Annotated in this window: 12 protein-coding genes; all 12 read right to left on the bottom strand. The window is 57.5% G+C overall.

Annotated elements, in window-relative coordinates; genetic code table 11:
* Positions 1–939: 939 nt before the first annotated feature.
* The gene (locus tag ACRWA7_RS33715) at positions 940–1,293 is read right to left on the bottom strand and encodes a copper-binding protein (RefSeq protein WP_438397129.1); all 354 of its coding nucleotides are present in this window, start codon (positions 1,291–1,293) and stop codon (positions 940–942) included.
* The gene (locus ACRWA7_RS33710; RefSeq protein ID WP_438397127.1) at positions 1,290–4,496 is read right to left on the bottom strand and encodes an efflux RND transporter permease subunit; all 3,207 of its coding nucleotides are present in this window, start codon (positions 4,494–4,496) and stop codon (positions 1,290–1,292) included. Before ACRWA7_RS33710 ends, ACRWA7_RS33715 begins: the two co-directional genes overlap by 4 nt.
* The gene (locus tag ACRWA7_RS33705) at positions 4,493–6,034 is read right to left on the bottom strand and encodes an efflux RND transporter periplasmic adaptor subunit (RefSeq protein WP_438397126.1); all 1,542 of its coding nucleotides are present in this window, start codon (positions 6,032–6,034) and stop codon (positions 4,493–4,495) included. The genes ACRWA7_RS33710 and ACRWA7_RS33705 overlap by 4 nt, the downstream gene beginning before the upstream one ends.
* 7 nt (positions 6,035–6,041) lie before the next feature.
* Entirely contained in the window at positions 6,042–7,337 is a 1,296-nt protein-coding gene (locus tag ACRWA7_RS33700; RefSeq protein WP_438397124.1) for a TolC family protein, read from the bottom strand.
* Positions 7,338–7,427: 90 nt separating this feature from the next.
* Complete coding sequence (locus ACRWA7_RS33695; protein ID WP_438397122.1) at positions 7,428–7,793, bottom strand: hypothetical protein; 366 nt, start codon at positions 7,791–7,793, stop codon at positions 7,428–7,430.
* A 187-nt stretch (positions 7,794–7,980) separates the two neighbouring features.
* Complete coding sequence (locus ACRWA7_RS33690) at positions 7,981–9,213, bottom strand: acyltransferase family protein (protein ID WP_438397120.1); 1,233 nt, start codon at positions 9,211–9,213, stop codon at positions 7,981–7,983.
* A 563-nt stretch (positions 9,214–9,776) separates the two neighbouring features.
* Entirely contained in the window at positions 9,777–10,718 is a 942-nt protein-coding gene (locus ACRWA7_RS33685) for a copper resistance D family protein (RefSeq protein ID WP_438397119.1), read from the bottom strand.
* Positions 10,719–11,093, bottom strand: coding sequence for a copper homeostasis periplasmic binding protein CopC (gene copC, locus ACRWA7_RS33680; protein ID WP_438397118.1), 375 nt, complete (start codon positions 11,091–11,093; stop codon positions 10,719–10,721). It lies immediately after the preceding gene.
* Positions 11,094–11,161: 68 nt separating this feature from the next.
* Positions 11,162–11,509, bottom strand: coding sequence for a copper-binding protein (locus ACRWA7_RS33675; RefSeq protein ID WP_438397116.1), 348 nt, complete (start codon positions 11,507–11,509; stop codon positions 11,162–11,164).
* 55 nt (positions 11,510–11,564) lie between these two features.
* A complete protein-coding gene (locus ACRWA7_RS33670; protein WP_438397115.1) occupies positions 11,565–12,860 on the bottom strand; it encodes a multicopper oxidase family protein in 1,296 nt (431 codons plus the stop codon).
* A 1-nt stretch (position 12,861) separates the two neighbouring features.
* Positions 12,862–14,301 carry a TolC family protein gene (locus ACRWA7_RS33665; RefSeq protein WP_438397114.1) on the bottom strand — a complete coding sequence of 480 codons (1,440 nt, stop codon included), beginning with the start codon at positions 14,299–14,301 and terminating at the stop codon, positions 12,862–12,864.
* The gene (locus tag ACRWA7_RS33660) at positions 14,298–14,897 is read right to left on the bottom strand and encodes a hypothetical protein (RefSeq protein WP_438397113.1); all 600 of its coding nucleotides are present in this window, start codon (positions 14,895–14,897) and stop codon (positions 14,298–14,300) included. The genes ACRWA7_RS33665 and ACRWA7_RS33660 overlap by 4 nt, the downstream gene beginning before the upstream one ends.
* Positions 14,898–15,440 lie beyond the last annotated feature (543 nt).

Here is a 15,440-nt window from a genome sequence, read left to right as displayed (position 1 = left end):
TGCTAACCCGGCGATCGACGTTGGTAGGATGAACCCTACGATACCGATCAGTTTGCACAACCCAACCGTTGCGAGCAACCCTGCAAACCCCATGCGGTTATATACACGTCCGCCTGAGTCGGAGATAGGCTGGTACGTTCGCGTTCTAATGTGGCCTTTTTTCTTCGCAACGCCCGCGAACCCTTGTCCCTGTTTTCTGGCGTCGGCTACGAGCTGACCTCATGCAATGCGTTCCTCCAAGGCCGCGCTCATTTTCAACATGTATTTGCCGACTGGTCCTTTGACCTTGCACATAAAGCTTACTACGCAGGCGTCCACACTGATGTTTGGGGCGGCGGATAATCGGAACGAGCAGATTTGCGATATATCATTTCTTGGCTGACCAAAATCAGAGATTTACCTGATTTAACCCCAAGAGCGCCTACTGGAACCTCGATGGACGAAGATATGTATTTTGAGAAGTGTCTCACCGACGTCGCTTGCAAACGTGCGTTTACCGCACGATTGGACATGTCGCTGAAACGGGCAAAGATGCCTTCGAATCGCGTGGCTCAGTACCTCGGTGTACCGGAGAACGACGTAGCTCTCTGGCGCGCCGGCGTGATCGTGCCAAACGCATCCCAGTGTCGACGTTTGGCCAACCTGCTTCGGGTCGACGTCACATAGCTTTGCGTAGGTTAGGCATAACGCGCGCCATGTGTTTCAGACTGCATTAATGTGGCTAATTGGCAGGACACCGCTGTCTTACTCGGGTACAGGGCTAGCGCTTTTGCGAACGAGGTCATAACGGCTAAATCGGCGCACGTTTCTAAACATAGCCTTTTGCTTAAGTTGCTGATGTCATTCCGATCGCTGTACTTTGACTGACAACAGATGGAGGCAACAGGACCGCAGGATCGTAGTAACGCGACGAACCTGCAGGTCGGCCTCAAGGCGTTATCACTGCTTTTCCAGCTTTACGATGGTCATTGTTCCATCGACGTTTTCGACGCGGACTTTGACCGTGTCGCCTTCATGAACCTGCTTGAGCATCGCTGCGTTCCCGGCTTTGAAAGCCATCGTCATTGCCGGCATGCCGACGTTCGTGAGCGCACCGTGCTTAAGCGTGACCATACCGGAGGCCGGGTCTACCTTCTTGACCTCGGCGTCGGTCAACGCGGCGCGGTTGGACGCTGGTGCGTTCATCGCACCAGCGTCCATCTTCATGCCGGCCATAGCGTCGGCGGCTGAGGCAGTGCCTGCAAAAGCGCAAGCGCCAACGAACAAAGTTGATACGGCGATAAGTTTCTTCATTTACTTTCTCCCGAGAGGATAGATGGCACGTGCGTGCCGGTAGTTACGACTTGAGCTTGATGTGCCAGATGTTCACGGCGCACGCGTCGGCGTTGTAGCAGCAGCCATGCGGCGGGAATGACCAGCATTGACAGGATTGGCGCGGTCACCATGCCGCCCACCATCGGTGCGGCGATGCGCTGCATTACTTCGGAGCCAGCGCCGTGTCCGAGCATGATGGGTATAAGACCTGCCAACACCACTGCAACCGTCATTGCCTTGGGCCTGACGCGCAACACCGCGCCTTCTCGAATAGAGTCGACAAGAAGTGCTTCCGTTAGCTGCTCACCAGCCTCCAACCTGCGATTGAGCGCCCCCTTCAGATACAGCAACATGACCACGCCGAACTCTGCTGCAACACCTGCCAGTGCGATGAAGCCGACCGCAGTCGCAACCGAGACGGCGTGACCGAGAATCCAAATCAGCCAGAACCCACCGACCAACGCGAAAGGGACGGTCGACATCAACAGCAGTGCATCCGCAGCAGAGTTAAACGTCAGGAAAAGCAGCACGAAGATGACGACGAGCGTCACCGGAATGACAGTGCGCAGCTTGGCGGCAGCACGCTCCAGATATTCGAACTGTCCGGACCAGGCGATGGAGTAGCCTGCTGGCAACGCGACCTTTTCTGCTACCACGCGCTGCATTGCCGCCACGGCCGACTGCAGGTCCGTATTCCGGATATCCACATAGACGTAACCGGACAGCCGAGCGTTCTCGCTGCGAATCATCGGAGGGCCGTCGGCAATCTTGATGTCCGCGACATCGCCCAGTTGGATTTGTGCTCCCCGGTCCGTGACAATCGGCAACTGACGCAGCTTTTCCAGAGAATCGCGTACTTCCCGTGGGTACCGGACGCTAATCGGAAAACGCTGCCGACCGTCGATGACCTCGCCGACGTTGTCACCACCAACCGCCGAGGACACGACCGATTGCACGTCCGCAATGGAAAGCCCGTAGCGAGCGATCGACGGTCGATTGATGTTCACGTCGATGTAATGGCCGCCGTTTAGCCGTTCGGCCAAAGCAGAGGTGACGCCGGGTACAGTCTTTACCGCTGCTTCGACCTGCGTCGCGATTTTGTCGATTTGCGACAGGTCGTTGCCGGAAATCTTCACGCCGACAGGCGTCTTGATACCGGTTGAGAGCATGTCGAGACGATTGCGAATAGGTGGCACCCAGACATTCGACAACCCCGGCACTTTGACAACTCGGTCCAACTCGTCCACAAGCTTCTCGGGTGTCATACCAGGTCGCCACTGGCTGCGTGGTTTGAACTGAATTGTCGTCTCGAACATTTCGAAAGGTGCCGAGTCAGTTGCTGTGTCGGCGCGGCCCGACTTGCCGAAAACGGTCTCGACCTCTGGAATAGTCTTGATAAGGCGGTCGGTTTGCTGCAGAAGCTGGGAGGCGGTGTCTGCAGAGATGCCTGGAAGCGCCGTCGGCATGTACAACAGGTCGCCTTCATCGAGCGGTGGCATGAACTCGCCACCGAGGCGGGACACCGGTATCAGCGTGATGGCTAGCGCCACGACAGCCAGACCGATGGCGACCCAGGGACGCCGAAGCGTCGCTTCGAGCAATGGCCGGTACAGCCGAATCAACGCGCGATTGATGGGGTTTGAATTCTCATGCGGAATACGCCCTCGAATCAGATAACCCATCAGCACCGGCACGAGCGTCACCGACAGTCCAGCCGCCGCTGCAATCGTGTAGGTCTTCGTGAACGCTAGCGGGGCAAACAACTTCCCTTCCTGACCTTCGAGCGAAAATACCGGAATAAACGAGAGCGTGATGATGAGCAGCGAGAAGAACAAAGCAGGCCCGACCTCAGCTGCAGATGTGGCGATGAGTTCCCAACGCTGCGCTGTCGTAATTGGTGTATTGGGATGCTCGTGCTCGAACGCTTCCAGATGCTTGTGAGCGTTTTCAATCATCACGATGGCGGCATCAATCATCGCTCCGATGGCAATCGCAATGCCGCCCAGCGACATTAGGTTCGCGTTGACACCTTGATAGCGCATTACGATAAACGCGGTCAGAACACCGAGGGGTAGAGAGAGGATGGCTACCAACGCGCTTCGCAGGTGGAACAGGAACACCGCGCAGACGAGTCCAACGATGATAAATTCTTCGATGAGCTTGTCTTTCAGGTTGTCTACGGCGCGTTTGATAAGCTCGGAGCGGTCATAGGTCGGCACGACCTCGACGCCCGCCGGTAGCGACTTTTTCAAGTCAGCAAGCTTGGCTTTGACCGCTTCGATGGTCGTGAGCGCATTCTTCCCTGAGCGCATCACGATAACGCCGCCAGCCACTTCACCTTCGCCGTTCAACTCGGCGATACCTCGACGCATTTCGGGGCCGATTTGTATGCGGGCGACGTCTCTCAGCAAGACCGGCGTACCGGCATCATTGGTGCGCAACACGATGTTGCGGAAGTCATCGAGCGAGTGCAGATACCCGGATGACCGGACCATATATTCGGACTCCGCCAACTCAACGACCGAGCCACCAGACTCCTGGTTCGCCTTGCCGAGCGCATCCGTCACCGCAGCTTGCGTCATGCCGTAGGCGCGAAGCTTGTCGGGGTCGAGGACCACCTGGTACTGGCGCACCATGCCGCCAATACTGGCCACTTCGGAGACGTCCGGAACCGATTTGAGTTCGAACTTCAGAAACCAGTCGTTCAGGGCTCTCAGTTGTCCAAGGTCGTGTTTGCCGGTACGGTCCACCAAGGCATATTCGTAGACCCAGCCGACGCCAGTCGCGTCGGGTCCGAGCGATACGGTTGCGCCTGGCGGCAAGCGGCTCTGCACCTGATTGAGGTATTCGAGTACCCGCGAGCGCGCCCAATACTGGTCGGTCTTGTCATCGAACAGCACATACACGAATGCATCGCCAAATGACGAATATCCGCGAATAGTCTTTGCACCGGGCACGCCCAGCAACGTAGTGGTTAGCGGATAGGTCACCTGGTCCTCGACGACCTGCGGTGCCTTTCCCGGGTAAGACGCCTTGATAATGACTTGCGTATCGGAAAGGTCGGGCAGCGCGTCTAGCGGCGTTTCTGTGAGTGAGTAGACCCCCCATGCCGCGACAAGCACGGTCGCGAGCAGCACGAGAAACCGGTTGTAAATGGACCAGCGAATGAGGCGTGCAATCATTTGGAGCCTCCGGCGGGTTCAATCTTCGTCAACTGATACCCATCGTCGGACTGCTTGAACACGAAGTGCACGACTTGGCCGGCCTTTACCTCCGGGAAAGCCGTCGGCGATGGCTTGCCGAACGTCATGGTCATCGCACCCCAGCCCAACGCGGGCACAGGCTGATGCGAGAAGGTGATGTCGCCGGCTGTTACCTTTTCGACCTTTCCCGTCGTGTCGTATGTCGCGGCGTCGGCGGATGGAGCCGGCGCAGCAGAGGCAGCCGTTACGACGGGTGCGCTGGCACCCGTTGCAGGAGGTCCTTCCAGCCTCGGCAGTACCGATTTCAAGCTGGCCTCGGAGTCAATCAAGAATTGGCCAGACGCGACGACCTGCTGTCCCTCGCTCAGGCCACTGGTCACCTCGACATCGTCGCCCAAGTCGTTGCCTGTGGTCACGGCGACAGGTTGCAGTCGCCCGTCGGCACTTTTCACAATGACAACCGACCGCTTACCCGTCGTGATGACCGCTTCGGACGGTACGACGAGTCGCGACGCCGTCGTCGCGGCGCCGATGCGAGCACGCATGAGCATGCCAGGGGTGAGCTTTAAATCCTTGTTATCAATGGAAAGCCTCGCCTGCAAGGTGCGACTGCCCGCGCTGATTCCCGGCAGTATTTCCCGGATGTGCCCGGTGAAGTGCTGCGAAGCATCTCCAGCAAACACAGCGTCGACGCTCATGCCGGGTTTGACCTGCAAGGCCAACGCTTCCGGCACTTCGACCACGAGCCACAACTGATTCAGCCCCGCCACTTTTGCAAGCGTCTGGCCCGGGGCGACCATCGCTCCGTCGCGCACGTTCAGCTCGGTAATGACGCCTGCCGCTGGCGCCGATAGCGTGACGTGCGTCTGCGCCTTTCCAGTGCGGTCCAGGCTGGCAATGACGCCATCCGGTATCGACAGCGCACGCATGCGGGCGCGCGAAGCCGCGAGCATGGTGTCGTCCATGCCGCTGCGCTTGAGCTCCAAGTATTCTTCTTGCGGTGCTAGCCACTCCGGAACAAACAGCGAAGCAATTGGTGCTCCCTTCGCAATACGTTGCATCGGAGCGCTGGCGTACAGGTGGTCGATGTAACCCGTCGCGCGAGACTGAACAACGTCAGAGAGCGACTCGTCGAACTGCGTCGCGCCCACTGCGTCAAAACCGGCCGCAACGTTGACGCGACGAACTTCAGCGTAACGAATGCCGAGATTTTGTTGAAGTCCCGAGTCAATCTTGATGCCAGTCGAACCACCTTCGTCCGCGAATACTGGCTCGAGTTGCATGTTCATGAAAGGCGATTTGCCGGCCTTGTCGAAGTGCTGATTCGGCACCATCGGGTCATGCCAATACAGCACCTTGCGCCCAGTCTTCGTGTCTACATTGCTACCGGGTGCCGGGGCCGCCATCGTGTTCGCATTACCATCGGAGTGGCGGGTCCCGGCGACGTATCCCACGGCGAGTAAAGCCGCTGCCGCGAACAGTGCGAGGCCAGCACGAGTCAATTGATTCTTGTTCATGTTCTTCTCACTGTCCGAAGGTCATTGAGGGCGGTACGACCTGATACTCAAGTTGAGCCCAAGTAAGGGACACTTCGCGCTGAAGGTCGAGAACCTGCAGACGTGCGTCGAGCAAGCCTCGTTTCGCAGCGAAGGTGTCGGCAAGCGAGCCTGTGCCCGCTTTGTAGGCCGCAGTAGATAGCTGAAGGCGCTGGTCTGCCGCTGGCAGGAGAGACACGGTAAGGTTCGACACGCGCTCGCGCCCGCTGGTTAGCGTCGCCGACAAGTTGTGGATGTCTGCATCGACTTGTCGCCGCGCGTCTTCAAACATCAGTCGTGCCTTAGTGCCCAACTCCGCTTTTTCCGCGGTATCGCGGTCTTGACGGTCGCGTTTGTTCAGGGGAATTGGGATGCTTACACCGACCGAGACCATGTTCGAGTACTGGCCGCCGCGCTGCTGGTAAGACACCCCCCATGTCCAATTCGGGCTCTGGTTGCTATGGGCGACAGCAGTATCGGCATCAGCGACCGCTATTTCGGAGGAGGCGGAAATGAGCGCGGGCTCGACGCGCTGAAGCTCTTCGGGCGGTAGCGACGCAACGACCGACTGCGGAGCGGGCGGGTCGCCTGAAATGTCCGCCACGGGTGAAGCCGTCCATCGCGATAGCCCGATAAGGGCGCTCTGAAGCGACTGCTGCGCCTTTAGAAGCTGGTCACGTGTCTGCGCGAGCATGAGCTGGGCTTGCGTCACGTCGCCAGCGCTGGATTTCGCCCCTCGGTAGGACGCCTGCGTCGCCGAGAGTTCATGCGTCATGTGGTCGACCAACTCCTGCTGCAAAGACAACGCCTTCTTTGCATAGGCGGCGTTAAGCCAAGCGGTCGCAGTTTGCTGCCGCACGTTGACGAGTTGTGCGAGATACCCGGAGCGCTCCCGGTCGACCTCCTGGTTGGCGAGCGCTGAGCGGAGCCGCCGCTTCTCGGGCGACACCCACTCTTGCTCGATGCCGATGCGGCGCATCGTCATGAAATCTTGGCCAATAGTGAATCGTTGCGACCCGTTAATAGGCAAGTTATCGACCCCTGCTTTCAGCATCGGGTCGGGTAACAGGCCAGCCCCGACCGCTGCTTGCGAACTTGCTCGGACTGAAGACTGCGCGGCCTGCATTGAAGCGGACCGGTCCATCGCAGATTGCAATGCCGCGTCAAGTGTTAAAGGTGTTTCCTGAGCCTGGGCGGCAGCGCTAACAAAAAGGACGAGCACAGCCAGCGCGCAAGCACTCGCAGATGCACGCCGGAACGCCGGCATGCCAGTAGTTGAATGCATATTCCAACCCCAAACGGTCGAATCCCATAGGGAATCACGTCCTAGATGTAGGACGACCTCACCGCGATAGCGGCGAACTGGCGAAGGGAGTTAGCTTGCGCGAGGGGGTTTCCACAGGCCGTCAGGCTCGCGGACTAATAGAACTTGAATATATTGGAAGACAACTGGTCGGTATGCGCCTGCTGGTCGTGCGACCTGCGGCGTGGAAACCGGGTGGTACAGACTGCCCATTTGGCATTGCGCCGTTACTTTACAAAGGGTGCCCTTCGGTTTGGTGTCCGGGCTTCTTGGGGCTGCCATTGATTCGCAGCCGGGCATCGACTCGGACATTGCATTGCCAGGGTCGGCGACCGTCGCCTGCATGGGGCATTGTCCGGTCGTGCCGCTCGCTGCCAGCCCGGTAAGGGGCAGCACCGCGCAAAGCAACACGACGAACAATGTACGCAGGAATTTCATAGCGAGAATTATAGCTCAGCGTTTGTTACTACAACTGGCCAACAGCCAGGAACCTCGAGTGGTTGCCACCCAGTGCCGACCTTAGTTCGCGGGTGCAGAGCACACTTCGCTCGCACCAACATGGAACAATAAAGATTACCAAGGTGGGAAGGTCAAGGCCCACGCGATGTTCGCACAGTGAGCGGCACTAACTCCGCGCGGCTGACTCTGCGGTCTCCTGCGTCGCCGGCTTCTGAAGGAAACGCCGGCGTATCTTGTCTCTTACCGGCGCCACCACGCGCTCTTGAAAATACACAGCGGCAATAACCGCCCCGATTAAATAAAGCGGATACGTAGCCATGCTTGGTAGGACGTCTTTTGACGCTGCGACGCAAGCTGAGAAATGCGCGGCGCAGGTGAGCGGTGACTGTCCCAGAGAGGACAGCTTTAGAATCTTTATCAACACGAGAAAGATAGGCGCATGAATCGCAAATATCGACAGTGCGGCGTTACCGAGTCTCACCGAGAGTTTCGCAAACCCCACGGGTAGCGCAGCAGGCGCGCACACAATGACCAGTGCCATCTCAGCAGGCATCAATGCGCCATTGTGGACAATGTATCGCCAGTACAAGGCGCCGTCTGCGACGAGCCATGCGGCAGTAGCGAAACTGACAGCGACGAAAACGAGGGCAAGGAATCTTCGACCAGGGGTCTCAGTGAACAAGCTTAGCTGTTGTTCGCGATATAGACCGTACAAGACAATTCCGCTCGCAAATTCTGGCAAACGCAACACCGGGTTTCGCGTCACAATTCCCACCGCAACTGGGCCGAACCAATGCATGCTACTCGCCACAATGGGCGGAATCATGTACGCCACCCACAAAAGCAATAACAGCAGCGCCTTCTTTCGAACCGCCAGCATGCGCGGCGCGAGGAAGGGAAAAGTGATGTAAAAGAAAAGCAGCGTTGCCAACGACCATGACGATGGATTCACCGAACCGTAGGGCGGGTTCCATACCTGAACCATCGCGAGATTTAAAACGAAATTGAACGCTGTTTCTACATGACCCAAATAAACCAGCTCGTCGGCCGCGTCACTCAGTGAAAGGGTCGCAAATTCGTTGAACGCGCGGGTGCCCGCTACCGAAACGAGTAGCAGCAGCGCCAGCGAAATTAAATGTATGGGATACAGATTGGACAGGCGCTTAACAAAGAACGCCCGCGTTCCACCACGAAGCTCCGATGTTTGAGCGAAATACACGTGCGTCAAAATAAATCCAGACAGCAAAAAAAACGTGCTGGTTGCGAAGCCGCCCAGATTCAATAATTCGACAAAAGGAATCTCTGCGCTTTGCGGGTACTGATGAATCGAGTGGAAAACCATCAAATAGACGGCTAAGAGAAATCGCAGGAGGTCGAGACCAACGAACTTGTTCTTCACATTGCCTCTAGGAACGTTGCCGCGCGGGGCGTTGGTGGTGCTTCATCAAAATCCGGCGGTAGTTTGGGAACATAGGCCATCTTTGAACGCTTTACCGTACACCGTCGCCATACTTCGTGTTGTGCGCCGGGCCACAATTTTCGCCAATGTGTGACGTTGACCGTTTACGATGCAGTCCTATTTAAATAGTGGTCATCCCACTCATTTTGCGGAGGTTGCCGGAAGGCTTCTCCAGCTTAAGCCATCACTGAACCAAATCTTTCTTTCTTAGTGAAGAGCTACCGGTCTCAATGACAAACAAATGACCAAAATGTAACGTCATCGTCATTTAAAAATGAGCTGTCATGTCAAGGCATTTACGTCCCCCACTTTGAAGAGCGATGCGAACTCGGTCGTCGAACCAAGACTCAACGCATGAACCGCTCACATCGAAAAGCGAAGAAAAAGAACCCGAGCACAGGGCTCGGGCAAAAAGCAAATACCTGTCAGCAGCATCTTCTGCAACACGATGCATAAGACAAGCATTTGCCGCGTGTTAGAAAGATTATGCGTCCCGCCTCAACTTACTCTGTTCCGGGCAAAGGGCTTGATACGAGTACAGCTGCGATGGCGACAACGCCAATCAGCACCCACGATTCAACGTGCAAAATGGTAGAGAATCGTTTAAGGGGTCCCTGATGACTGACCGCTGTGTTTCTTAGCGACCCCAGAAGCGATGGCATTTCAAAGAAACGATTGTGTCCACCCAATCCGGCCGCTATCAGCACGAGAACGAGCTTCAGAACGAGAACCTGCCCGTACCAGGAGCCCAGCAAGTTTTCGGGAGCATTCACGCCGCGCCAGCCGTTGTACGCGCCCGTCGCAAACAAGGCGATAAGGGCGACGGTGGCGGCATCCGACATCGACTGAACGAACGATGCGCCACCGGACAAGTCCTCCCGTCCTGCCTTCAACATTGCCGGATTCACGATAAACGTTGCGGCGAGCACAATGCCGACCCAAGAACTGATGGCGATGAGATGGACCCAGTCGGCCCACACTGGAATGCTCAACATTCCCGCATCGACTGGATGACCGCCGTTACTTTTCGCCAAGGCGACGCAAGCAACCAAGAGCCAGATAAGGGGCTGAAATCGAATTGTCCCCGCCCGTGTGCAGATGACCGACAGACCGATAAGAAGGACCAGTAGCCCGGCACCGATTGCCCAGACGTGACCGAACTGGGTCGACCTCAGCATCGAAACGACAGCGGGCCACGCGTCGAGTATCGGTAGCTCACTCATCAGGGCGCAGTGCACCCAAAAGGCACCGGCGCCTGAAGCTAGAGTCAGGATTGCCGAAAGCGTGAACGCGGTGCTGAGGCGGCCATTGACGCGCAGTCGCCAGCCCGACTCAGCTCCCCGCAGCCATCGCGCGCTCAGCAAAACACCCACCAAGCTGGCAAAGCTCAGACTCTGCAGCGCAAGAAAGACCAAGCGCGCGATTTCGAGAGGCCCAAAGCTCATTTACTTCACCGAAAATTTGTACGTGCCTTTGGACTTGTGACTGTCGCCAGTCATCACGGCCCATTGCACAGAGTACGTGCCGGCGCCAAGCTTCGGAACTGCAAGCGTGAGTACCTTCTTGTCTGCCGCGTCGACTTTTGCTTTGGCTTCGCCAACGGCAGTGCCGCTTGCGTCTGCAACTTTAATAGTTGAGAACGCAGGCTCAAGGTCTTCATTGAACGTGAGGCGCAGATTTGGCGGCGCAGTGTCGACGGTAGCGTTGGCAGCAGGCTCCGCGCTCTCAAGCTTGCCGTGCGCGAAGGCCATTGCAGGCGCGAAAGCGACCAAGGCAGCGGCGGCAAGGCTAACGGCCGTTTTCTGATTAAAAAAGGTCATTCAGATTTTGTCCTGTGAGTAGGTGGCGCATGGCACGCCGCAGGAGACGGGCCACGCGAACGAGGGCTTCACTTCTTTTCGAGCTTGGTCACGGTCAACGCGCCGTTCACCTCTTCGGCCACAAAGTCGATTTTGTCGCCGACCTTGACCTGCGAAAGCATCGCCGGGTCCTTCACCTTGAATGCCATCGTCATGCCTTCCATGCCGAGGTTTTCAAGAGGTCCGTGCTTGATGGTCATCTTCCCGGTCGACGGGTCGACTTTCTTGACTTCACCGTGCGACATCGCTGAACTTGCGGCGCCGCTTTTCATGGCGCCGCTTGACATGTCCATGTTGCCCATCTCGCCAGCGGCATAGGCCGCGCCCGAGGTCGCCAGAACAACGCCCACCATCATCGATACGATTGCTTTTTTCATCTCGTGCTCCATCCATTGCGTTAAAAGGACCCGCGCATTGCGCGAGGCAAACTACTCATGCGTCAGGCATCTCGCCCGTGTACTCGAATGCAACCGTTCCTTTAGGGTGCTTAAACCAGCCTGGGTCACGGTAGTCGTTGCGAGCCAACCCCTCGCGCACCTTGACGACACTAAACATTCCACCCATTTCGAGCGGGCCGAATGGACCCGTACCTGTCATCATCGGAATCGTGTTGTCTGGCAACGGCATCTCCATTTCACCCATCGCACCGCCGGCGCTCCCCATCGCCATGTAGTCGGGAACCAGCTTGTTGATGCGCTTAGCCAGGTCTTTTTGTTGGACGCCGATGAGGTTCGGCACCTGATGACCCATCGCATTCATTGTGTGGTGCGACTTGTGGCAGTGAAACGCCCAGTCGCCTGGACGATTTGCAGTGAATTCGATTGCCCGCATCTGCCCTACTGCAACGTCAACGGTGACCTCCGGCCAACGCGCGCCAGGCGGTATCCATCCGCCGTCGGTTCCTGCGACCTCAAAGTGATAGCCGTGCAGGTGGATGGGATGGTTGGTCATCGTGAGATTGCCAAACCGAATCCGGACCCGGTCACCCATACGTACGGGAAGGTGGTCAACGCCCGGGAACACGCGTGAGTTCCAGGTCCACATGTTGAAGTCCGTCATTTCATTCACGCGCGGCGTAAAGCTGCCTGGGTCGATGTCATAAGCCGACATGATGAAAACGAAGTCGCGGTCGGCCCGCATGACATTCGGGTCTTTCGGGTGAACAATGAACGTTCCCATCATCCCCATTGCCATCTGCACCATCTCGTCAGCGTGGGGGTGGTACATGAACGTCCCGTGCTTTTCCAACTGGAACTCATAGACGAACGTTTTCCCCGGAGGAATGTGGGGTTGGGTCAAGCCGCCGACTCCGTCCATGCCGGACGGCAACAACATGCCGTGCCAGTGAACGGTCGTGTGCTCCGGCAGTTTGTTGGTGACGAAAATGCGAACCTTGTCGCCTTCTACCGCCTCAATGGTCGGTCCCGGGGCCTGGCCGTTGTAACCCCAAAGATTCGCCTTCATGCCCGGTGCCATCTCGCGCACCACGGGCTCCGCCGTCAGGTGAAATTCCTTCCATCCGTTGTTCATGCGCCAAGGCAGCGACCATCCGTTAAGCGTCACGACAGGGTTGTACGGCCGCCCGTTGGGGGGAGCAGGCGGCGGTTGCGTGTTGACGCTCGACATCGTCGCTGCCTCGGGTAACGACGCCGCTCCGGCCTTACTGACAAGTGCAGCGCCAAGCAGCGCCGCGCCGGAACCGCCGATAAAGTTTCGACGAGAGACCATTTCACTTACCTTCTGAATTTGTAGGGGACGCTGGTTGCGTTGCGGATTCGGGCATAGATTGCATTTGAGCGACCGCAACCGACGGCAAGCGGCCACCCACTGCTTGTTGCAGGTCGGTTTCCGCTATCCAATATTCCTTCAACGCATCGATGTAGCTGTTGACCGCGCCGACTTGCTCGCGAGAATCAGCGAGCAGCTCGAACACGCTTGCCAACATGCCGTTGTAGCGCAGCAAGAGCTCATCTGAAATGGTTTTGCGAAGCGGCACGACCTCGTCTCGGTAGTGCTTTGCGACGTCGTAATCGCTGACATACGCGGAGTACGATTCGCGCACTTCGGAACGCGCATTCACCGCCGTTTCCGCAAGCCGATTGGCGGATTGCATGTACACGGCTTGTGCTCGCCCGACCTTCGCACCACCCCAGTCGAACAGAGGAATCTCGACGCTAATGTCAAAGCCGTGCAGGCGTCCCTTATCGGTTTCGAAATTGTTTTCGTAGCCGACGTCGAGTGCGTTGATAAAACGGGTCGCCTGAGTCAGCCCCAATGAAGTTGCGACCGCTTGGGTCTGTAGTTTCGCCGCCTGGATGTCCAGGCGGTTCTGCATAGCAAATCTCTCAAGGTCGTGCAGCTCGGGACGGTCCTTCGGAAGGTCCGGCAGACGCTCGGGTAACTGGAACTGTGCGCCGGCGCCCCACAAGCCCATCAGGCGGGTCAATTTCTCTCGCGCGACGACGCTTTCTTGCCGGGTCTTGGCGAATTGAGCGACCGAATCTGCGTAGAACGCCTGCTCACGCGCGTAGTCAAGCTTGCTAAAGTTGCCTGCTTGCTGCATGCGCGAAGCCAGTTCGGCGACGGCTTCCGCCGAATCCTTGACCTGTTTAGCGTAAGCGACTGACTGTTGCGCCGCGACCGCGCTCACATAGGCGCGCCTGGTGTCGGCTGCGACTTTCAGCATCGCATCGGCGGTCAACAGCTTCGTCTGCTCGAAGCGTCGGCTTTCGATACGTGTGGCCAACGGGAGCGTGAAGATACTCAGGATGCCAAGCGAGAACGTACGATTGATACTCAAATCGTTGCTGGAATGCGTGCGACTGAACGAGAAGCCTGGGTTCGGCAACCGCCCGGCTTGCACAAGGTCGGCCTCGGAAATACCCAGGTCACCATATGAAGCTTGCAAACCGCGGTTGTTCAAGAGTGCGACCTGTACCGCGTCATCCATGCTAAGGGGCTTCGCCAACAATTCCTTGGTGCGCTTAAAGACCGAATCTCTATCGGCGGCCGTTTTGACAATGACCGCATCCTTCCCAAGCCGGTCAGACGCGACATTGGAGACGGTATTGAACCCTCCGTCCTTGGAGAATGTTGTGCAGCCAGCAAATAGGGCAACGACGCCGACGGCCGCAACAAGCCGACTAGAGGCAAAGAGCTGAGGCTTCATTCGCCCATCTCCCCGTTGTTCGTCTTCATTCCCTGCTTTCCGGCAGGAGCTGGCTTTAAATCGCTGTCAGGAGGCATCTTCGAATGGTCCATGCCTGGCATGCTGTCGCTGCCTGCCTCCCCTTTCATATCACCCTTACCCTTCATGTCGCTCATGCCCTTCATGTCACCCATGTCTTGCATGTCCATGCCCTCCATGCCCTCCATGCCTTTCATAGATTCGGGCTCGGGTGAGCCGATCGGCATTTTTAAATGGTCCATATCCGCCATGCCATTTCCTTTTGCGGAAGAAGGCTGAGGGGTTTCTTTCGAAGGCTGATTTTTATTCATCCCTTGCATACCGCTCATTCCGCCCATGCCGGCCATCCCCGACATGCCCGTGCCGTTCTTTTTAGAAGGTGTGACAGCGCCGTTCAAGTCGCGCCACGAGCCGACGGGCTTATCCTGAAAAGGCTTGTAGTCATCCGTTGCAAATGGAACAGCGACCGCTGGCACCGGTGCGCCCGGGTCGGTCGGGTCTGGGGTAGCAGCGGGTTCACTTGCGAACGAAGGCAAAGCCACCGCTGCGCTAAGCAGCGCGGCATAAATAATTCGCATGAAATTTCTCTCGGCAGAGTTCAGCTGACAGCAACAATTGCGGTCAGAAACAGGGAGCGTCACGCCAGCGGCGGGACGACCAAACTCAGGCGAGAATGAGGCGGGGAGGTCTTTCAATACCACCCGTCAAGAAACGCTCGGAGCCAGCCGACGCATTGTCCACAGGGACATCACGCACAGCCTGGCTGGGAATCGAGATAGCGGCGATAGGAGGCAGAACGCCGCCGACACAGCAGGAAACGCAAGTACTGCAATGCCCACTGCCGTGATGGTGCATGGCGCCCTGAAGATTATGTTCTCCATGGACAGAGACGGTTGTCATCGCTTCCGACGGGCGACTCGCCATCTCGTGCATGTCGTGCGCGCTGGACATAACTTCTCCGCTGCCCTGCGAAAGCTCGCAGGTCAGGGGGGCGGCCCCAAATGCCCGAGCCGACAGGCTCAGCATCAGCAACACGACCGTGAGAAGTTTGCGCCAGTTAATCATAGGGCTTGAGTCTAGCACGCAGTTTTAGCCCCTTGTAAGGTTCGCAGGGCTGATAA

Origin of the sequence: Caballeronia sp. DA-9 (assembly GCF_051615025.1) — a bacterium.
In the GTDB taxonomy this organism is placed as follows: Bacteria; Pseudomonadota; Gammaproteobacteria; order Burkholderiales; family Burkholderiaceae; genus Caballeronia; species Caballeronia sordidicola.
Note: the sequence above shows the minus strand (reverse complement) of the source record. Positions and strands in the feature narration are given on the sequence as shown.